This window comes from Stutzerimonas chloritidismutans (genome assembly GCF_020783375.1).
Classification (GTDB): domain Bacteria; phylum Pseudomonadota; class Gammaproteobacteria; order Pseudomonadales; family Pseudomonadaceae; genus Stutzerimonas; species Stutzerimonas kunmingensis.
Genome location: NZ_CP086067.1, coordinates 2163875 through 2184623, shown reverse-complemented (window position 1 = coordinate 2184623; position 20749 = coordinate 2163875). Strand labels below are relative to the sequence as shown.

19 protein-coding genes are annotated in these 20749 nt (G+C 61.8%); 11 read left to right on the top strand and 8 right to left on the bottom strand.

The features are described 5' to 3' along the window. Window positions 1–39 precede the first annotated feature (39 nt). Both LLJ08_RS10190 and LLJ08_RS10185 read right to left on the bottom strand, forming a co-directional pair. Entirely contained in the window at window positions 40–996 is a 957-nt protein-coding gene (locus LLJ08_RS10190) for an alpha/beta fold hydrolase (RefSeq protein WP_228208866.1), read from the bottom strand. Between the two features lie 93 nt (window positions 997–1089). Further along, window positions 1090–1920 carry an undecaprenyl-diphosphate phosphatase gene (locus LLJ08_RS10185; protein ID WP_014820156.1) on the bottom strand — a complete coding sequence of 277 codons (831 nt, stop codon included), beginning with the start codon at window positions 1918–1920 and terminating at the stop codon, window positions 1090–1092. Between the two features lie 263 nt (window positions 1921–2183). Here LLJ08_RS10185 and LLJ08_RS10180 point away from each other — a divergent pair, with 263 nt between their 5' ends. The 6 genes from LLJ08_RS10180 (at window position 2184) to LLJ08_RS10155 (ending at window position 7109) form a co-directional block, all read left to right on the top strand. After that, window positions 2184–3818 carry a methyl-accepting chemotaxis protein gene (locus LLJ08_RS10180; RefSeq protein WP_228208865.1) on the top strand — a complete coding sequence of 545 codons (1635 nt, stop codon included), beginning with the start codon at window positions 2184–2186 and terminating at the stop codon, window positions 3816–3818. Window positions 3819–4221: 403 nt separating this feature from the next. Beyond that, entirely contained in the window at window positions 4222–4491 is a 270-nt protein-coding gene (locus LLJ08_RS10175; protein ID WP_003300411.1) for a hypothetical protein, read from the top strand. Between the two features lie 141 nt (window positions 4492–4632). Further along, a complete protein-coding gene (locus LLJ08_RS10170) occupies window positions 4633–4914 on the top strand; it encodes a hypothetical protein (RefSeq protein WP_104097720.1) in 282 nt (93 codons plus the stop codon). A 74-nt stretch (window positions 4915–4988) separates the two neighbouring features. Then, window positions 4989–5681: a DUF421 domain-containing protein gene (locus LLJ08_RS10165; protein WP_014820153.1), complete on the top strand. Its 693-nt coding sequence runs from the start codon at window positions 4989–4991 to the stop codon at window positions 5679–5681. A 102-nt stretch (window positions 5682–5783) separates the two neighbouring features. Beyond that, on the top strand, window positions 5784–5948 hold the full coding sequence (locus LLJ08_RS10160; protein ID WP_003300414.1) for a hypothetical protein: 165 nt from the start codon (window positions 5784–5786) through the stop codon (window positions 5946–5948). Window positions 5949–6008: 60 nt separating this feature from the next. Then, window positions 6009–7109 (top strand): DNA topoisomerase IB, encoded by a 1101-nt coding sequence (locus LLJ08_RS10155; protein ID WP_090520381.1) that lies wholly within the window; start codon window positions 6009–6011, stop codon window positions 7107–7109. A 4-nt stretch (window positions 7110–7113) separates the two neighbouring features. Here the strand turns inward: LLJ08_RS10155 and LLJ08_RS10150 are convergent, their stop codons facing one another. From LLJ08_RS10150 to LLJ08_RS10135, 4 genes are all read right to left on the bottom strand, one after another. Next, entirely contained in the window at window positions 7114–8070 is a 957-nt protein-coding gene (locus tag LLJ08_RS10150) for a sensor domain-containing diguanylate cyclase (RefSeq protein WP_023445314.1), read from the bottom strand. Between the two features lie 2 nt (window positions 8071–8072). Next, window positions 8073–9056: a response regulator gene (locus LLJ08_RS10145; protein WP_023445313.1), complete on the bottom strand. Its 984-nt coding sequence runs from the start codon at window positions 9054–9056 to the stop codon at window positions 8073–8075. A 151-nt stretch (window positions 9057–9207) separates the two neighbouring features. Further along, window positions 9208–9792 carry a Fe-S biogenesis protein NfuA gene (nfuA, locus tag LLJ08_RS10140; protein ID WP_003300421.1) on the bottom strand — a complete coding sequence of 195 codons (585 nt, stop codon included), beginning with the start codon at window positions 9790–9792 and terminating at the stop codon, window positions 9208–9210. 119 nt (window positions 9793–9911) lie between these two features. After that, window positions 9912–12191, bottom strand: coding sequence for a fatty acid cis/trans isomerase (locus tag LLJ08_RS10135; protein WP_228208864.1), 2280 nt, complete (start codon window positions 12189–12191; stop codon window positions 9912–9914). 163 nt (window positions 12192–12354) lie between these two features. On the opposite strand from LLJ08_RS10135, the gene metH reads away from it, so the two are divergent. The 4 genes from metH to LLJ08_RS10115 all read left to right on the top strand — a co-directional run bounded on the left by metH (window position 12355) and on the right by LLJ08_RS10115 (window position 17939). Beyond that, window positions 12355–16047, top strand: a complete 3693-nt coding sequence (metH, locus tag LLJ08_RS10130) for a methionine synthase (RefSeq protein ID WP_228208863.1) — start codon at window positions 12355–12357, stop codon at window positions 16045–16047. Between the two features lie 57 nt (window positions 16048–16104). After that, window positions 16105–16425: a DUF5629 family protein gene (locus LLJ08_RS10125; RefSeq protein WP_228208862.1), complete on the top strand. Its 321-nt coding sequence runs from the start codon at window positions 16105–16107 to the stop codon at window positions 16423–16425. Window positions 16426–16854: 429 nt separating this feature from the next. Continuing rightward, window positions 16855–17418 (top strand): nicotinamide riboside transporter PnuC, encoded by a 564-nt coding sequence (gene pnuC / locus LLJ08_RS10120; protein WP_228208861.1) that lies wholly within the window; start codon window positions 16855–16857, stop codon window positions 17416–17418. Next, window positions 17415–17939, top strand: a complete 525-nt coding sequence (locus tag LLJ08_RS10115) for an AAA family ATPase (RefSeq protein WP_228208924.1) — start codon at window positions 17415–17417, stop codon at window positions 17937–17939. The genes pnuC and LLJ08_RS10115 overlap by 4 nt, the downstream gene beginning before the upstream one ends. A gap of 13 nt (window positions 17940–17952) precedes the next feature. On the opposite strand, the gene LLJ08_RS10110 is transcribed toward LLJ08_RS10115, so the two are convergent. Beyond that, entirely contained in the window at window positions 17953–18927 is a 975-nt protein-coding gene (locus LLJ08_RS10110) for a DMT family transporter (RefSeq protein ID WP_228208860.1), read from the bottom strand. Window positions 18928–18968: 41 nt separating this feature from the next. Beyond that, window positions 18969–19268: a DUF1883 domain-containing protein gene (locus LLJ08_RS10105; protein ID WP_003279791.1), complete on the bottom strand. Its 300-nt coding sequence runs from the start codon at window positions 19266–19268 to the stop codon at window positions 18969–18971. Between the two features lie 331 nt (window positions 19269–19599). Between LLJ08_RS10105 and LLJ08_RS10100 the strand changes: the two genes are divergently transcribed. After that, entirely contained in the window at window positions 19600–20748 is a 1149-nt protein-coding gene (locus LLJ08_RS10100; protein WP_228208859.1) for an MFS transporter, read from the top strand. Window position 20749 lies beyond the last annotated feature (1 nt).

The window sequence follows — 20749 nt, the reverse complement described above, 5'->3', positions numbered from 1 at the left end:
CATAGGCAACTCTCGGTAACGCGCGGCGCAGTGCTTCAGCTAGGTAAAGCGCCTGCCGAGAAAGTCCAGCAGCAGCGCGTTCACCCTCCCCGCCTGCTCGTTCTGAATCCAGTGGCCGCACGGAGCCAGTTCGTGCCGTTCCAGATCAGGCACCCATTCTGGCATCTTCTTCAGCGTGTAGGCCTCGAGCTCACCAACCGGGTCATGGTCGCCGATCAAAAACATGGTCGGCTGCGTGATCTTGCGCCCCTGCAGTGGCTCGGTAACCTGCCAGTTGCGTTCGAAGTTGCGATACCAGTTCAGCGCACCGCGAAAACCGTGCTCGGCGAACGTCTGCCGATACACCGCCAGATCGTCTTCTGAGCACCAATCGGGCAACAGCCCCGGCTGCATGTCGTCCTCGAACAAGGTGCCGTCGGCCGGTTTGTTCTGCAGCAACAGGTTCCTTTCCTGGTAATACATCAACAGGCGCAGGGTACGATCAATGTCGGCATCCAGTTCACGCTCGGCGCGACCGGGCTGCTGGAAATAGAGGATGTAGTTGAATCGATCACCGCTGGCTTCGCGCATGATTTCGGTCGCAGGCCGCCGCGGTCTTCCGGCGAAGGGCACCGACATGGTCACCAGCGCGGTGACCCGCTCCGGCTCCAGCAACGCGAGATACCAGGCGACCATTGCGCCCCAGTCGTGCCCGATTAGCGCCACCTGCCGGTGACCGAAATGATCCATGGCCGCACGAACGTCCCCACACAGCGTCAGCACATCGTAGGCCGAGACGTCCACTGGCGCGCCGCTGAGCCCGTAGCCACGCATCTCGGGAACGAACACGCGATAACCAGCCGCCACCAGTGAATCGATCTGATTGCGCCAGGAATACCAACACTCGGGGAAGCCATGCAGCAGCCAAACAGGCCTGCCCTCTTCGGGTCCGGCGCTATAAAGACTGAGCGATATACCGTTCAGGTCGAGCTGGAAATGGTCCGCAGTACTGTTCATGAGGCCTCCTGACTGGAGGCCTCACTATGGCAAAGCCAGGCGCGCGTGTGCGCTGTATCAGCAGGGCGAAGGCCGCGACATCGCGCCGATGGATCAGCCCTGGGCGCTGGCCCAGTCGATCAGCCCGAACTGCCAGGTAGCCAGAATCAGCAGGCCGAAGCCGATCCGGTACCAGGCGAACGCCGCGTAGCTGTGATTGCCGATGAACTTGAGCAGCGCCCGCACTGCAAGCATCGCGAAGATGAACGAGGTGACGAATCCGACCGCGAACACGGCGAAATCGCCCGGCTGAAAGAGCTCGCGGTACTTGTAGCCGGAGTACACCGCCGCGCCGACCATGGTCGGCATGGCCAAAAAGAACGAGAACTCGGTAGCCGCCTTGCGCGACAGGCCGAACAGCAGGCCGCCAATGATGGTTGACCCCGACCGCGAGGTGCCGGGCACCAGTGCCAGGCACTGGGCGAAGCCGACTTTCAGTGCCAGTGCCCAGTTCATGTCGTCGACCGTTTCGGCACGAATGATGTGATCACGCCGTTCGGCCCAGAGCATCACGACACCGCCGATCACCAGCGCGGTGGCTACGGTGATGGGGTTGAACAGGTATTCGTGGATCAGGTCGGCAAAAGCGACACCGAGGACAACTGCAGGCATAAAGGCGATCAGCAGGTTCAAGGTGAACTTCTGTGCCTGAGACTCCTTGGGCAGGCCAATCACTACGTCCAGGATCTTGCGCCGATACTCCCAGATCACCGCGAGAATTGCCCCGAGCTGAATGATGATGTTGAAGGCCAGCGCCCGCTCGCCACCAAAACCGATCAGGTCCGCAACAATGATCTGGTGACCGGTACTGGATACCGGCAGAAACTCGGTTACACCCTCGACCACGCCCAGAATCAACGCCTGAATCGCAACCCAAAGATCCATCTATTCCCCTAAAGCGATGCAGCCCATCGCGACTCAATGCAACCAAGGTATATGTCAGAAAGCCATCTGGCCGGCTGTTCTGACTCGTTCGAGAGAACTAAATTCCTCTGCAAACGAAACGGGGCTCATTTTTAGCCACGGGCGGCCGAAAAGCTATACAGGGTGCCGCGAAACGACCGCATTCAGAAGGTCGACAGCGGCGCGACAGACCCACCGATCAGCCAGAACAAAACGATAAGAAAGTCCCATCAGGAGCCCTATTCATGAATCTGCTGCGCAACGTTCCCATTAGCAAGCGCCTCTGGCTGATCCCCGTGGTCGCCGTCGTCATGCTGTTCATCCTCGGCATGCTGATGATTCAGCAGGTCCGCGCCGATTTGTATCGTGGCAAGCAGGAAGCAACTCGGAACATAGTCGAGGCTGCATCCGGCGTGCTTGAGTACTACCGGGCACAGGAGACCAGTGGCGCCATGACCACGAGTGAAGCCCAGAAGGCGGCCATGGAGCAGATCCGCCTGCTGCGCTACGACGGTCAGGACTATTACTGGATCAACGACCTCGGCCCGACCATGATCATGCATCCGATGCAGCCGAAGCTGGACGGTCAGGACCTGTCGAAGATCAAGGATCCGGAAGGCAAGGAACTGTTCAACGAGATGGTCAAGATCGCCCAGCGGGACGGGGCTGGTCTGGTCGACTACATGTGGGCCAAGCCCGGTGAGGCAGATCCGGTGCCGAAGATCTCCTACGTGCAGTTGTTCAAGCCTTGGGGCTGGATCATCGGCTCGGGCATCTACGTGGACGATGTCGAGCAGGAATTCTGGAACTATCTGACTCGTTTCTCCCTGATCGGCCTCTTTATCTCGGCAATCATGGCCGTGCTGGTGGCGATCCTGATCCGCAGCATCGTGCGCCCCCTGCGCCACACCATGTCGGCGATGGCGAATATCGCCAGTGGCGAAGCCGATCTGACGCGTACTCTGGATGTATCCGGCAACGACGAGCTGAGCACCCTTGGCCGTGACTTCAACCGCTTCACCCAGAAACTGCGCACCGTGGTCGGTCAGCTGTTCGAGACAGCCGGCGCGCTGGACCAATCCTCCCGTTCGCTGAGCCAGCTTTCCGGTCAGGCCCATGAGCAGAGCCAGCAGCAGATGCTGCAAATGGAGCAGGTCGCCACGGCCGTCAACGAAGTCACCTACGCCGTACAGGAAGTCGCGAAGAACGCCGAGCATGCCTCCAGCGAAGTCGGCAACGCCGAAAATCAGGCGGGCCAGGGTCAGCGCAATATCGAAACGAGCCTGCAGCAGATCGACGAGCTTTCCGCGACCATCGGCCAGGCCGTCGACGTGATTCAGTCGCTGGCTGATGAAACCACCAAGATCGGTTCGGTACTGGAAGTGATCGGCTCAATCGCCGAGCAGACCAACCTGCTCGCGCTCAATGCCGCGATCGAAGCTGCCCGAGCCGGTGAACAGGGCCGCGGTTTCGCCGTGGTGGCCGACGAAGTTCGTCTGCTGGCGCAGCGCACGCAGCAATCGACTGCCGAGATACATAGCATGATCGAACGCCTGCAGAAGAACTCCGGCGCTGCGGTAAACGTGATCATGGAAAGCAATCGCGCCTCCCAGCTCACCGTAGAGCAAGCCAGCCAGGCCGGCGAGAGCCTTGGCGAAATTGCCCAGGCGCTGCGCAACCTCTCAGGCCTGAACGCATCCATCGCCAGTGCCACGCTGCAACAGTCCCACGTGGTCGAGGACATCAACCAGAACGTGACCCAGGCGGCCGGGCTGGCGCAGGAAAGCACCCTGGCTGCCGAGCAGTCCAGTGAAGCTGGTAAGCGCCTTGGCGAACTCGCCGATCAGCTGAATCGTCTGCTGAGCCAGTTCAAGGTCTGATAAACCCTCTGCCTGCGGCCCGCCAGATGAGCAGGCCGCAGGCACTTCGACGAAGCAGGCGCCCCGCCCCACGCTCCATCGCGGAGCACGCCCTTAGAGATTCGATACATTTCCCGTCGCGACAGGTTGTCGCACGGGATTTTTTTTGCGTCCCGCGCCGATTCCCTCACGCTGCGCATGCCGTTGCGAAGTTCTTCAATATTTACAGGGAGTTAGCTCAAACGTACTAAGCCGACTCGGCCAGGCGTCAACGTTATACTTTTGGCTAATTGCAAAGCCCTTCAAATTTTTTCGAACTCGCATGTGACTCGTCAGTCCTCTGGGTACATCAACTGCAATGTAAGGCCAACGCCAACGAGCTTGGCTGCAGGTATTTTGGGTATCACACAGAGAGACATGCCCCATGCACACCCCGCTGCGTATCAATGAAGCCCTTTTGATCACCGACCGCGCGTTCAAGCCCTTCCAGTGCGTTGCCTGGACGCTGCCCGAAGGAAACGGTGAAGTCAGCATCACCGTCGTCGACCGCGACGAGGCCCGTCTGCTAGGCCGCTGCAAGATGTCCAGCAGCGTGTTCACCGATCCCGTGAAGCTCGGCGAAACCCTGGAACAGACTCGCGCACAGCTGAGCCGCGACGGCGCGCATCTGTCGCCCTGGCACATGCCAGAGTAACCATGGCTTGCAACGAACAAAGGCCTGCGGCGGTGCCCCAGGCCTTTTTTCATGCCCCGAATTCGGCTACGCCAACTGCTCTACTGATCCATTCGCGTGTTTAACGGTCCTAAACAACAACACGTGAAACAGGAGAAGCTCATGAAAGGTGCAGAAGCGTACGTCAACGATCAATGGCAAAGCTGCGGCCTCGCCGACCTTGCGCAAGAGCCGGGCGCCCATACCGTCACACTGCACTTCATCGTGCCGCGAGATGCCCAGATGCCGGGCCTGATCACGCATATAGGCGAAATCGCACAGCGGCACCTGAGCGATTTCTATGACGGTCGAGCCGTCAGCCACAAGCCCGCAACCGGCTCGGTGGTGGGCGACGGCAGCGGTGACGGAATCAACCTGGAATTCGAGATAGCAGCCGCGCATTGACCCTGGTGGACGTCGGCGTCAGCCAAAGCCGAGCTTGAAGAAATCGCACCGAATGCCTGGAAGGACGATTCAAGATGACCCCCTTTGACATGCAGCGCATGCTTCTGCACGAATTTCCCTTGATGTTCGTCGCCGAAGTGGCGCTGCGGGCACTGCTGGCCTTCGTTGCCGTATTCGTCTTTCTCAAGGTCAGCGGCCGTCGCGGCATTCGCCAGCTTTCGGTGTTCGAGCTGGTGATTATCCTGACCCTCGGCTCCGCCGCGGGCGACGTTTCATTCTACGAAGACGTGCCGTTGCTGCCGGTCGCAGCGGTGTTCGCCACCCTGCTGGCGCTGTACCGCCTCACGGTGTTCTTCATGAATCGCAGCCCGCGATTCGAAGCCTGGCTCGAAGGCCGTCCCGTCACCATCATTCGCGATGGCATCTATGAGCTGCGCAGCCTCGACAGCCTGAACATTTCTGCCGATGAATTCTTCATGGAGCTGCGCCAGCAAGGGGTCGAGCACCTCGGCCAGGTAAGGCTCGGCATTCTCGAGAACGATGGCAACGTCAGCCTGTTCTTCCATGAAGACCATGCGGTACGCCCTGGATTGTCCGTCCTCCCGCCGGAATACCGGCCGGTCTTCCGCCAGGTGCCGGCGGCCGGCATGTACGCCTGCAGCCGCTGCGGTTTTCCTCAGGCGCTGGAGAGCCAGCAAAGCCAACAATGCCCGCGGTGTTCCAATCCAACCTGGTCGAAGGCGCTTTCCACACAGAGATCGCGCTGATACACGGTCAGAACCCCCATCCTGCTGGCCGGTCAGTTGTTAGAGGCGCCGGAATTCGCTTCCTGGATACGCCTTCTCTACTCACTGCAGCAGGAGCACACCATGCTTGGCGACTATTCATCGATCAACGACCACCTCGACACCGCGCGCAAACATGCCGATCAGGCTGAAACCGAAGCCAAACCCGAGCTCTATCGCGAAGCCATCGACGAGCTGGTCGCAGCCATTCGATTGCTGATGCGCAACAGCAACGAAAAGGATAGTTGAGCCCATCCAAAAGCCTCGCCGGTAGCTACTCCGACGAGGCCATAGCGGGAACGGTCATACATGCGCAACGACACCCTGATGGACGACCCGGTGCCCCTGGCCGAGGGCACTCGCCCTGTTCCTGCCGATGAGACCGGCGACACCGGTACGCTGCTGTGCCCAACACTGCCGCCGGACCTGCATTACGTCGATGATTCCCAGCCAGGCATCCGCCGCAGGCGACTGCGCGGCAAGTTCGTCTACTTCGAGCCGAACGGCGAGCGCATTCGCGACGAGGAGGAAATTCGTCGCATCAACAAGCTGGCGATTCCACCCGCTTATCGTGACGTATGGATATGCCCGGATGCTCAAGGGCATCTTCAGGCGACCGGGCGCGACGCCCGTGGACGCAAGCAATACCGCTATCACACGCGTTGGAGAGAGATTCGCGACAGCGACAAGTACGAACGAATGCTCGAGTTCGGTGAAGCCTTGCCGAAACTGCGCCGCGATCTGGAAAAACACCTGGCTAGACCCGGCATGGCGCGTGAGAAGGTCATGGCCCTGGTGGTCATGTTGCTGGAGTCGACCCTGATCCGGATCGGCAACTCGCGCTATGCGAGGGACAACCGATCCTACGGGCTGACGACCCTGCGTACGCGTCACGTGGATGTCAAAGGAACCTCGATCCGCTTCCACTTTCGAGGCAAGAGCGGCGTGGAGCACGAAGTCACCCTGCGCGACCGTCGGCTGGCCAGGCTGATGCGCAGCTGCATGGAGCTGCCGGGCCAGCAGCTGTTTCAGTACCTGGATGAAGATGGTCAGCGCCGCGCGGTCAGCTCCAACGACGTGAACCTTTATCTTCGCGAGATGACCGGCCGCGACTTCACTGCCAAGGACTATCGCACCTGGGCCGGAAGCGCGCTGGCACTGGAACGGCTACGCAAGCTGGACGCATCCACGGAAGCCGTCGCCAAGCAGAATCTGGTCGAGACGGTGAAGCAGGTCGCCAGCCAGCTGGGCAACACCCCTGCGGTCTGCCGCCAGTGCTACATCCACCCGGCGATTCTGCAAGCCTTCAGCGCAGGCGAGCTGGCTGATGTGCGCGCCGCGCGCAAACGCAAGTGGCTCAGCGCCGAAGAGGTCGCGTTGCTGGCTTTTCTCCGCAAAGCGGCGGGCTGAAGCGCTAGTGCTGATGCAGGGTGACGCGATTGCGACCGGCCGCCTTCGAGGCATAGAGCGCCGAATCGGCCCATTCGATCAGTTGCGCATGACTGTGGGTGGGGACGCTGAGGTCCGCAACACCCAGACTGATGGTGAAGCGAATGCGGTGCTGCTCGTGCTGAACCTCGCGGCTCTCCACCGCATGCCGCAAACGCTCTGCAAAGGTCATTGCACCCTGTTTGTCGGTATCCGGTAGCAGTACCACGAACTCTTCACCGCCGTAGCGGCCAGCCACGTCCGAATCGCGCAAATTCTCGCGAATCAGCTCCGCGACCTGCTGAATCACGGTATCGCCTACCTGATGTCCATAGGTATCGTTGATCGCCTTGAAGTGGTCGATATCGAACATAACCAAAGCCGCCTGGCTGTCATAGCGGCGATGACGAGCGTAATCCAGGCGGAGCATCTCTTCCCAGTGCCCGCGGTTGTAGAGCCCGGTCAACCGGTCAGTGCTGGACAGGCGCTGCAACTCGGCATTCGCCGCCTGCAACTGGCGGCGGTTCACGGCGACATCGGTGACGTCATAGATGATCAGGCACACCTGGTCGATGCTGCCGTTGACGCCCTTGAGAGGCAGCAGCGTGGTGTTCTGGTACATGAAGTCTTCCAGCCCGGTGATCGGCTGGTAGTTCTTGAAGCGCAGCAGATAAGGGCGCTGCTCCCAGATGGTGAAAGATGGCGTACCGAGGGTCATCACGCTTTCCACCTTGCGGCGGAACCAGTCTTCATCGACTTCGGGAAACAGCGTGAAGAACGACCGATTGCGCGCATTCTCCGGCTGCAAACCGGAACGGTTTTCCATGAAAGTGTTCCAGACCTCGACACGGTAGTCGCGGTCCAGCACGACGACGCCCACGTCGATGCTCTGGACGATCGCCAGCAACCAGTGAAGCTCGTTCAACTCGGCAGAATTGCTCATGCTCAATCCATCAGGTGGGCAAGCTTGCGCGTCAGCAGCTCGACCGAATCTTCCGTGAACAACAGCAGCAGGTCAAAGTGGATATCGTGCCCTTCCAGGCTGTAGCTGATTTCCACCGCCAGGGTCTTCTTCCATCGGGCACTATTGAGCCGGATCAGCTCGTCGATCGATGCGTGCTGCCCCAGCACCTGCGGGTGCCCCTGGGAAAACACCACTTCGATCTGCTCGGCGATTCCGCTGAGGCATGCGCTGATCAGCAGGCTCGACAGATCCAGGAGCATCTCCATCTCCAGGTAGTCCTGCCGCCGCATCAGACGTGCCATGTCGGCCACTTCGGAGTCATGGAACAGCAGCAGCGCCTCGCCTGCGATACCGCCACCGATGTAGCCCTGGCAGACGGCAGTCAACTTCTCGCCGCGCGCCGCATCGGCCAGCGCCATATGCAGCTCGCCGACTTCGAGAATATTTACATTGGGAATCGGCAACTGGATGAAGACACCCAGCACTCGCGCCAGGAGTGCGGCAGCCCGCCCCATGGCGATGTTGACCACCTCACGAAAGGTATCGCGAAAACCGATCTTTTCCCCGGCGACCCTAGCGATCAGAGGCGAGACATCATCCAGCAGGCCAAGGCTCGCCAGCGTCTGGTGCAGGTGCACCGGATCGGCGGGCTTCTTGATGAAGGCCAGCGCGCCGAGGGCCAGGACACGGCGCACGGCCTCATCCTGAATGTCAGCGGAGATCACGATGGTCTTGCACTGCAGCCGTTCTTCGCGCAGCTGCGCGAGGACCTGATAACCATCCAGCTCGGGCATGGTGAGGTCGAGCAAGAGGACGTCGACGCCACCCTCGCGAACCTGCTCCAACGCCTCGAGGCCGGTGGCCGCCTGACTGACGTCGACCGGCCAACCGGCGGGCAGCGCTTGCAGAAGCTGCTTGCGCGCCAGCGCGGAGTCATCGCAGATCAAGAGGGAAATGGCAGACATGTGGTACGAGCTCTCGTTGCCCGATTAACCTTGGCACGAGAGCTTATCGCAGGAAAGGCGCGCTGTGCGCACCATGAAGGCAAAATAGTGGCATTTCACCTTAAAAACTGCCGAACGGCCCGGCGGTGCTGCTCCGTCGGGCTGTCTCGGCTCAGTAGTAGGCGTTCTCGCGATTGGTGTGGTCGGTCACGTCGCGCACACCCTTGAGCTCCGGAATCCGGGCCAGCAGAGTCTTCTCGATGCCTTCCTTGAGGGTGACGTCCGCCTGTCCGCAGCCCTGACAACCACCGCCGAACTGCAGCACTGCGATGCCCTCCTCGACCACATCGATCAGCGTGACCTGCCCGCCATGGCTGGCCAGGCCCGGATTGATCTCGGTCTGCAGGTAATAGTTGATGCGCTCGTTCATCGGGCTGTCTTCGTTGACCATCGGCACCTTGGCATTCGGCGCCTTGATGGTCAGCTGGCCACCCATCCGGTCGGTCGCGTAGTCGACCAGCGCATCCTCGAGGAAGGGTTCGCTGGTGCCATCGATCCAGGCCGTGAAGCTTTTCAGCGCCAGTGCAATGTCGTCAGGCTTCTCCTCGCCCGGCTTGCAGTAGGCGATGCAGGTTTCAGCATACGGGGTGCCCGGCTGGGTAATGAAGATGCGAATGCCGATGCCAGTGGTGTTCTGCTTCTCAAGCAGGTCGGCCAGATAATCGTGTGCAGCTTCGGTAATGGTGATCGCGCTCATGGGAACTCCTCGCAGACATGCGCCGCAGTGTACGCCAAACCACTGCCGCGGTTAAGTCCTAGTATTTTAGTCGGGTTAAACGTGGTCGAGTTCCGGCCGCAGTCGCCGCTCGCGGCGAATCAGAGATTTTCGTAGCGATTCATATCCAGTACGCCCGCTTCCAGTGGCTCGGTTTCTTCGAGATAGCGGGTCAGATCGTTGAAATAATCCCAGAAACGCGGATGGCTGCGCCGCACGCCCCAGCGGTCGACCAGGCGCCCCAGCTGATCACTCGCCCTGACCTCCTCCAGTGCTGCGACAAATGCCGGCACCTCGGCGGCAGGCACATTGAAGAGGAAATTCGGATAGCTGCTGAGAACCCCTGGATACACCGTCAGGGTGTCCAACCTCGGCTGCCAGCGCAGCGACTCGCCGTACATGAAGGCGACGTTGCTGTGGGCGCGGTTGCGCAGCAGGCTGTATATCTCACGCCGATCGCCGTCGTACTCGATGCGCAGCAGCGTGGCTTCCGGCAGATGCTGGATCGCCGGCAAGCCTCCGGCGAGTCGGTTGGTCAGACGACTGAGCGCCTGCTCGGCCCCTTGCAGGCTCGCGGGCCGCCCTGCGCGGTAGCACTGGGTACCCTGGCAACGGTTGATCGGATCGGGGGCTGCGTTGATGCCGGCGTACCTTGCCAGCATCTCTCGAGCGAACGCGCGCTTCGGATCAGCCCTGTTCAGCGTCAGCAGCGAGGGTGTCGAATCGTCGATGGAGGTGTAGGCCAAGAGCAGCTTCAGCTGCCCACCCTGCTCGTACCAGCCATCGAGGATGGCCGGGCGTGAGGCGGCCGGCAGCAGCCGAAGGAAGTTCAGCTCCGCGCCGTTGCGAATCAGGTCGAAGTAAAGCCGTGTCTGGCCCTGATGGGAGACGTTGCCGAACACGTCGAAATTGACCACGAGTTGGTAGTAGGTGCGCTCGAGCAGCGGATAGTCCATCCACCAGAGCGTCTGTGGAATCTCACCGATCAGCCCTTTGCGCACCGAGGCGCTGTCGTGCTGGCGGAAGATGCTCAGCAAGGCATTGTCATTGCCGGACCAGATCTGCTGCCACTGCGCGGGCTTGCCCGCATAGGCATTCATGCGCAGCTGTTCGTACTGGTTGCGCTTGACCCGGTAGCTCTTCCAGAACGCAAGCAGGTCGCCCATTTCATCGAACTGCCCGGGCATCGCCAGCAGCGGCGTGGTTTGTTCGCGATAGCGCCGGTCGGTAATGTACAGATCGTGCCGCGGGTCCTGGAAGAATACCCAGAAGTTGTCGCGAATCACATCCGTGGCGATCTGCCCGCGGCACACCGGCCCGCGGATAAAGGTGCGGACGAAATACTCGGCGTTATCCAGCATGAACTGGTACCGCGCCTCGGCGGGAATAGCCTGGAAAGTCTTGAACGGATTGGCTCTGTGATCTGCGCCGTAACCGGGGATGGCATCCACCGTCGAGTCACCGCTGAAGAACAGCGAACGGACCCGCGCCAGCTTCGCAGCGCTGAGTGGATAGGTGATGTGCGTCTTGTGCACGATCACGTCGGTAATCGGTCGCATGCGATAGCTGAACCGGGTACCCGGATCATCGTTCGGCCGTCGCGTCGCAATGGCGTCGACCGGCTCGCCACTGGGCGTGCGCGAACGCACCAGCTGATAGAAACGACCGCCTCCCTCCCCTTCGAAGTACAGATGCGCGATGAAAAGGTGCTCATACAACCAGCGGCCAACCAGATTGCCGCGTGCACCGGGAGTGTTGAGCAAGCGTTCCCACTCGTCGATCTGCACGGACTCGGTTGCCGAAGGCTCGGGCGGCGAACTCGCATCGACTGACGCGCCCTGCTCCAGCCAACGCTGTAGGAGTGCGTACTCCGCATCGCTCAGCCCGGTCACGGCGAAAGGCATACCGCCATGCATGTTGCGTCGGGCGTAGCGGTCGAATTCATCCGGCAGCGGGCAGGTGTTTTCCCGGCCGATGCCGATCTCCAGCGCTGACGGCAGCTTGGCATTGGGCGTCAGCGGCTGGCTGCGACCGAGCTCGAGCATTCGTGCCATCAGCGCAGCCTGGTTGCCCTCGCCATTGAGTACCGAATTGAAGCCCTTGCGCCGCCACGCGGCGTCGTGATCGGCGTCGAGAAACAGGCGCGTGGGCTCTTGGGCCTTTACCCGTACGCCGTTGTATACCGGCAGCTTGTTCGCACCGCGGGATGCGCCCTCACCACTGCCGAGATTGAGCTGGCAGGGCGAGTCATAACAGGCGTGGCAAGCGACGCACTTGGCGGTGAATATCGGCTGGATATCACGCCGATAAGAGAGGGCTTCGGCGCGCGCAGCGGTGAACGAGAGGAATAGAAGGCAAGCGAGCCAGAAACGAAATGACATGCATCGAACGCCTTGAGATGAGCGCGCATTCTATTCGCCTCTGCCGGGTCACGGCCAACGCCTGCCAACCTGAATAATCTTCATGCAAAAGCGCGAAGGCTAAAAAAGCATGCAGCTTTGCTATCATTCGCACTCTTTTGTCCCAGCTTTTCAGGTAGTCCCCATGTCCACTCGCAGCTCCCGTCTTCAGGCCCTTCAGCAAGCGCTCAAAGAGCGCATCCTGATTCTCGACGGCGGCATGGGAACCATGATCCAGAGCTACAAGCTGGAAGAGGAAGACTACCGCGGCGCGCGCTTTGCCGACTGGCCGCAGGACGTCAAAGGCAACAATGACCTCTTGCTGCTGAGCCGCCCCGATATCATCCAGGCCATTGAAAAGGCCTACCTCGACGCCGGCGCCGACATCCTCGAAACCAACACCTTCAACGCTACCCAGGTTTCTCAGGCCGACTACGGCATGGAATCGCTGGTGTATGAGCTGAACGTCGAAGGCGCACGCCTGGCCCGTGAAGTGGCCGACGCCAAGACCGCCGAAACGCCGGACCGTCCGCGCTTCGTCGCCGGCGTACTCGGCCCGACCAGCCGCACCTGCTCGATCTCCCCGGACGTCAACAACCCCGGCTATCGCAACGTCACCTTCGACCTGCTGGTAGAGAACTACGTCGAGGCCACGCGCGGCCTGATCGAGGGCGGCGCCGATCTGATCCTGATCGAAACGATCTTCGACACGCTGAATGCCAAGGCGGCGATCTTCGCCGTGCAGCAGGTGTTCGAGGACCAAGGCGTCGAACTGCCGATCATGATCTCCGGCACCATCACCGATGCCTCCGGCCGCACGCTGTCCGGCCAGACCACCGAGGCATTCTGGAACTCGGTGCGTCACGCCAAGCCGATCTCCGTGGGCCTGAACTGCGCTCTGGGCGCGAAGGACCTGCGCCCATACCTGGAAGAGCTCTCCAGCAAGGCCGAAACCTTCGTTTCCGCGCATCCCAACGCTGGCCTGCCGAACGCCTTCGGCGAATACGATGAAAGCCCGGCAGAGATGGCCGCGGTGGTCGAGGAATTCGCCGCCTCCGGCTTTCTCAACATCATCGGCGGCTGCTGCGGTACCACGCCTGCTCACATCCAGGCGATTGCCGAGGCTGTCAGCAAATACCCGCCGCGCGCCATTCCAGACATTCCCAAGGCCTGCCGCCTGTCCGGCCTGGAGCCGTTCACCATCGACCGCAGCTCGCTGTTCGTCAACGTCGGTGAGCGTACCAATATCACCGGTTCCGCCAAGTTTGCCCGCCTGATCCGCGAGGAGAACTACACCGAGGCGCTGGAAGTCGCCCTGCAGCAGGTCGAAGCCGGCGCCCAGGTGATCGACATCAACATGGACGAGGGCATGCTGGATTCGAAGGCGGCCATGGTCACCTTCCTCAACCTGATCGCCGGCGAACCGGACATCTCCCGCGTGCCGATCATGATCGACTCCTCCAAGTGGGAAGTGATCGAAGCCGGCCTGAAGTGCATCCAGGGCAAGGGCATCGTCAACTCGATCTCGATGAAGGAAGGCGTCGAGCAGTTCAAGCACCACGCCCACCTGTGCAAGCGCTATGGCGCCGCCGTGGTGGTCATGGCCTTCGACGAAGCCGGCCAGGCCGATACCGCGGCACGCAAGCGCGAAATCTGCCAGCGCAGCTACGACATTCTGGTCAACGACGTCGGCTTTCCGCCGGAAGACATCATCTTCGACCCGAACATCTTCGCCATCGCCACCGGCATCGAGGAACACAACAACTACGCAGTCGACTTCATCGAGGCCTGCGCTTTCATCCGCGACAACCTGCCCTACGCGCTGACCTCCGGCGGCGTATCCAACGTGTCGTTCTCCTTCCGCGGCAACAACCCGGTGCGCGAAGCGATCCACTCGGTGTTCCTCTTCCATGCGATCAAGGCCGGCCTGACCATGGGCATCGTCAACGCCGGCCAGCTGGAGATCTACGACGAGATCCCCAAGGAGCTGCGCGACGCGGTCGAAGATGTGGTGCTCAACCGCAGCGCCGGCGGCACCGAGGCGCTGCTGGACATTGCCGACAAGTACAAGGGCGACGGCTCGGTCAAGGAAGCCGAAACCGAGGAATGGCGCGGCCTGCCCGTGGACAAGCGCCTAGAGCATGCACTGGTCAAGGGCATCACCGCCTTTATCGTCGAAGACACCGAGGAGTGCCGGCAGCAGTGCGCGCGGCCGATCGAGGTCATCGAAGGCCCGCTGATGAGCGGCATGAACGTGGTAGGCGACCTGTTCGGCGCTGGCAAGATGTTCCTGCCGCAGGTGGTCAAATCCGCCCGTGTGATGAAGCAGGCCGTCGCCCATCTGATTCCCTTCATCGAAGCGGAAAAAGGCGACAAGCCGGAAGCCAAGGGCAAGATCCTCATGGCCACAGTGAAAGGCGACGTGCACGACATTGGCAAGAACATCGTCGGCGTGGTGCTCGGCTGTAACGGTTACGACGTGGTCGACATGGGCGTGATGGTGCCGGCGGAGAAGATTCTGCAGACCGCCATCGCCGAGAAGTGCGACATCATCGGCCTCTCCGGCCTGATCACGCCTTCGCTGGACGAGATGGTCCACGTCGCCAAGGAAATGCAGCGCCAGGGCTTCAGCCTGCCGCTGATGATCGGCGGCGCCACCACGTCCAAGGCGCACACCGCGGTGAAGATCGACCCGCAGTACCACAACGATGCAGTGGTCTACGTCACCGACGCCTCGCGCGCGGTGGGTGTCGCCACTACTTTGCTGTCCAAGGAACTCAAGCCGGCGTTCGTCGACAAGACCCGCGAAGAGTACGCCATGATCCGCGAGCGCACCGCCAACCGCAGTGCGCGCACCGAGCGCCTGAGCTATGCCCAGGCCGTCGCCAATAAGCCGCAGTTCGACTGGGCCAGCTACACGCCGGTCAAGCCGAGCTTCACCGGCCGCCAGTTGCTGGAAGATATCGACCTGCGCACGCTGGCCGAGTACATCGACTGGACGCCGTTCTTCATCGCCTGGGACCTGGCCGGCAAGTACCCGCGCATCCTCAAGGACGAAGTGGTCGGCGAAGCGGCCACCTCGCTGTTCAGCGATGCCCAGGCCATGCTGAACAAGCTGATCGACGAGAAGCTGATCCGGGCGCGCGCCGTGTTCGGTTTCTGGCCGGCCAACCAGGTGCAGGACGATGACCTGGAAGTCTATGGCGACAATGGCGAGCAGCTGGCCACCCTGCATCACCTGCGCCAGCAGATCATCAAGCCGGACGCCAAACCGAACCTTTCCCTGGCCGACTTCGTCGCACCGAAGGACAGCGGCATCACCGACTATGTAGGTGGCTTCATCTGCACCGCCGGCATCGGCGCCGAGGAATTGGCCAAGGCCTATCAGGACAAGGGCGACGACTACAACTCGATCATGGTCAAGGCGCTCGCCGATCGTCTCGCCGAGGCCTGCGCCGAATGGCTGCACGAACAGGTGCGCAAGCAGTACTGGGGCTACGCGAAGGATGAGCAACTGAGCAACGAGGAGCTGATCCGCGAGCAGTACAAGGGCATCCGCCCTGCCCCCGGCTACCCGGCTTGCCCGGACCATACCGAGAAAGGCACGCTGTTCCAGCTGCTGGATGCCGACGGCATCAGCCAGGTCACGCTCACCGAGCACTACGCCATGCTGCCGACCGCAGCGGTCAGCGGCTGGTACTTCGCCCATCCCGAGGCGCAGTATTTCGCCGTCGGCAAGATCGACAAGGATCAGGTGGAAAGCTACAGCCAGCGCAAGGGCGAAGACATCGCCGTCAGCGAACGCTGGCTGATGCCGAACCTGGGTTACGACAACTGATCCCGCGGCGGGCGCTGATGAGCGCCCGCCGTCGTTCCGCTCAATGGAGCTTGCACCATGTCATCCGAAACACCGCTGCTGATCGACGAACTCGAAACCGCCGACATGCTGATCATCGACGACCTACATGCCTGGCAGTTCGAGCTGAACGAGGCGCTGCTCGATGATGCCGACGCTGCGGCCGAAGCCAATCAGCCATTCGCCAGTGAGGACATCTTGCTGACCATCGATCTGGTCGACGGCCGCACGCGTCGCCAGTGGCAGTTCAGCTACAACCAGATCATGGAGGCCCAACTGCAGCCAGATGGCGAAAGCTGGCTGCTGGAAGGCCCACACCGACTGCAGTGCCTCAGCGCCATCGGCGGCGAGGACGAGTAACGCCTCTCTAGGCGCCTCCCCCGCGCGGGCGACGGCTATCGGACTTGCAGCCGTCCCATCTCCGCCGGCTGCCGCTGACTTCCGCCCCTCCATCAGCGGCCGTTCGATATAGCGAGCACCATCAGGATCGCCAGGCCACGGAGAAATTGAATATTGCGATTCTTGCCGTGCGTCGCTCCGGCATCTCTCATAAGCAGTCCGATATTCGCAAGCCACCGCGACTACCAGCCATTGCCTGGGTCATTCAGGATCGATTCCATTACCTCGGGGCTTTGTTCAACACCTGGCCAGCCTCCCGCTGCGCCCTCGCCTCAACCATGACCAGTCGATACCCCCGTCGTTCAATCCTGGCGCGCCTCACAACATGCAGCCATCGGCGGAGACGTCCGCTATGATCGCGCCCCTCCTCTGCAAAGCCGGTTGCACGCCATGTCGTCTCTCGAACTGATCGCCTCGCTGCTCGGCGTGATCGCCGTATGGCTGACGGTGCGCCAGAATCCGTGGTGCTGGCCGCTCGGGTTGGGCATGGTGTCGCTCTACGCCTGGTTTTTCTTCGACGCAAGGCTGTATTCGCAGGTCCTGTTGCACAGCGTATTCGCCGTGATGCAACTGTACGGCTGGTGGGCCTGGACGCGAGGTGCCGCAGGCGAACACGGTAGGCCCGTGACCGGCGCCAGCCCGCGGGAGTTAGCGACAGGCATTGCCTGCGCAGTGCTCGGCAGCCTACTGCTCGGCAGTGCCATGGCGAGCTTCACCGAGGCCGCTTTTCCCTGGGTCGACGCCACCCTCACTGCATTCAGCCTGCTCGCACAACTGTGGATGGCCCTCAAGCGCCTGCAGTGCTGGGCTTTATGGATCGTCGTGGATGTGCTGTTCGTTGCCTTCTTCAGCTATCAAGGCTACTGGCTAACCGCCGGCCTCTACGCGCTGTTCACCGGACTTGCGGTCATGGGGCTACGGGAATGGCGCATGGCACGGGTGGCGACGCGATGAAGGTGCTGGTGCTCACCGGTCCGGAGTCCACCGGCAAAAGCTGGCTTGCACAGCGGCTGCTGCGCACATTCGGCGGAGTGATGGTGGGCGAGTACGTACGCCATTACATCGAGCAGACGCAACGCGACACGACGCTTGTCGACATTCCTGCGATTGCCCGTGGCCAGCTGGACTGGGAAGACGCCGCGAGAATTCAGGCACCGCATCTGCTGATTCTCGACACCCATCTGCTGAGCAACATGCTCTGGAGTCATACGCTGTTCGGCGATTGCCCGATCTGGCTTGAGGATGAACTGCTGGCGCGGGATTACCACCAACATCTGTTGCTCTCGCCCGAGGGAATCGAGTGGCATGGCGACGGTCAGCGCTGTCAGCCTGATCTCAGCGAACGGATGGACTTCTTCCAGGCATGTCGCAGCTGGTTGGTGCAGCGGGACCAGCCCTTCGTCGAGGTCAGCGGCGGCTGGACCGAGCGCGAGCGGCAGGCGATCGCCCACACCCGTGCTCTGCTAGGCGAATGACTGGCCGCAAGCCCTATGGCTGGCGGTCGCGACGCAACAACAGGCCGATGGCAAGCACGACCAACAGGCTACCCGGCAACCAGTGCACACCCATGCGCGTCGGCTGATCGAAGAACAGCAGCAGCATCGAAACGAAGGGCACCAGGTAGCTATAGGCCGTGACCGCACCGGGCGTGAGAACGGACGTCGCTCGCTGCTGCAGGAAGAAGGTCATCGCGCTGGAAAAAACGCCGAGGTAGGTCACCAGCAGCAGATCCAGCAGGTTCATGCGCAGCAGCGACGCCGGTCGCTCCCAGATAAAGCCCATCAGGCCGATCAACAGCGCGCCGGCGATCAGGCTCCAGAAGGTGCGCAAACCTGCCTGTCGCGGCAACGTGCCGTTCGCCAGTCCCCATTTGCTGAGCACTGGGTACAACGCCGAAGCGACACAACCGAAGAAGAAGCCCAGCTCGCCCAGGCCAAACTGCATGCCGGAGAAATCGCCGCCGTTCTCGGCCCATGCCAACCCAAGCGCCCCGCTCGCACCAAGCGCCAGGATAGCCAACAGACGGCCGGCTGGCTGCTCGACACCAAGCCCGCGGCCCAGGCAATACGCCAGTAGCGGCACGCTTACGAACAACGTCGCCATCGACAGCGCGCTGACCCGATGGGCCGCCCAGAACATGGTGCCGAAAAAGCCCGCCAGGCATAGCCCCATGGCGGCGTATAGCAACAGCGTGCGCCAACTCGGTCGCCCTTCGCTCTGGCTCCAGGCCAGCGGCGCCAGGACCAATGCCGCAATGCTGAAGCGCATGGCTGTCAGCAGCAGTGGCGGCAACCCGTCAGTGAGCAAACCCACCGCGGGGAACGACAACCCGACAAATAGCGCCCAGAGCAGCATGCCCAGATGCGCGCGGGTGGTTCCGCCACGGCTATCGCTCATGCGCGTCTCCGGCGTGTGGTTGCCAAGGCTGGTGTTGATGGCATGCGGATGGTGGCTGCGGTTCAAAAGCTCGCTCCCTGTGAATTGCCTCGCAGCCCATGGGACGATTACAGACGCGAGGGGGACCGTCGAATGACCCTGATCGAGTGACTGAGGTTCGGTTTGCGCGTCACGCTGATGGGGCGCCGGGTGACCGTATCGATGGTGATGTTCCAGAAGCCGGTACTCGGCACGACGATTTTCGCCGGGAATTTATCGAACGCCCCACCATGGTAGGTGTGCCGACCGCCGTTCTTGAAACTGCGGAAATTGGCATCGTTCATCAGGCGGATGTTGCAGGTCTGCGAGCATTCGATGACGACGATGTCGTCCTCGTTGAGGTGCTCGCGCTGGTGTATGAACTTCATCGACTGCTCCGACAGCGCACGTGGCGGCAAAGCGGCCAACGATAGCATGCGCACCCGTCGAATCGGACCGGTTGTGAACCACGCGGGAGGCGCACCATGGTGCCAGGCCTGCGCGCGGGTTGTTCAGTAGCGCGGGTTGTGTATCCTCTGTGTACCTATCCAACAGCTACCCTCCTTCCATGTCCAGCACGTCACTCCCCTGCTCTTCAAGCCTGCCCGCGGGAAGCCGACTGCTGTTTCTCTTCGATACCGGATTGCTGGCCCTGTGGTGAAACGCGGTTCGCCGCGCACTCAACCCATCGCCAACCCAGTTCATCGAGGAATGCCGCCCATGCTTGCGGTCCGTAACACCGTTCAGATCGACGCCCCTATCGTGCGCAACGCAACCCGTTGCGGTTTTTTCATGGCCGGCTTCGGCCTGTCCGTCTGGGCGCCGCTGGTGCCCTATGTACGCGAACGCATAGAGATGACAGATGCAGTGTTCGGCCTTTTGCTGCTCTGCATCGGCGTCGGCTCGCTGACCTGGATGCCACTGTCCGGCGTGCTGGTAAGCCGCTGGGGCATTCGCCCGGTGCAGCTGTGCAGCGTCGTGCTTCTGGCGTTGGCGCTGGCCGGCATGGCCCTGACCGACTCGATGCTGTTGCTGGCTCTGGCGCTGTTCTGCTTCGGCGGCAGCCTGGGCGTCATCGACGTGATCATGAACATTCAGGCGGTGCTGGTGGAGACTGCGATCGGCCGTCGACTGATGTCGAACTTCCACGGCATGTACAGCCTTGGCGCCATCAGCGGCGCACTGATGCTCACCGGCCTGCTGACCCTCGGCCTGGCGCCGGAGATCGGCAGCTTTCTGATGATCGGGCTGATCGTTGCGGCGAACCTCGGCCTGGCCCGCGGCTTTCTGCCGAATCGTGCGCCGGGCGGCGGCTTCGCCTTCGTGCGGCCCACAGGCGTGGTGTTACTCGTAGGCCTGATGTGCTTTGTCGTCTATCTGGCCGAAGGCGCCGTGCTGGACTGGAGCGCGCTTTACCTGACCGGTGAGAAAGGCCTCGAAGTGGCCAAGGGCGGCCTGGGTTACGCAGCCTTCGCCCTCATGGTGACCATCGCGCGCTTCGCTGGCGGCCCGCTGGTCAATGCACTCGGCACGGCCCGCGTCATCGCCTCTGGCGGGTTGCTCGCTGCGTTCGGCATCGGCTTGAGCCTGGCCGCCGAACACTGGGCCGTGGCGCTGATCGGCTACGGATTGTGCGGGTTGGGCTGCGCGAACGTCTCGCCGGTGCTGATTTCGTCCCTGAGCCGGCAGGACGGCATGCCGGTGCAACTGGCCGTCACCGTGGCGACCACCATCGGCTTCGCCGGAGTCCTCGCCGGCCCGGCCATGATGGGCGTGGTCGCGCACTTCAGCTCGCTGGGCATGGCCTTCGCGCTACTCGCCGTCCTGCTGATCGGCATCGTGCCGTTCTGCCGTCGCTTCACCGCGTGAC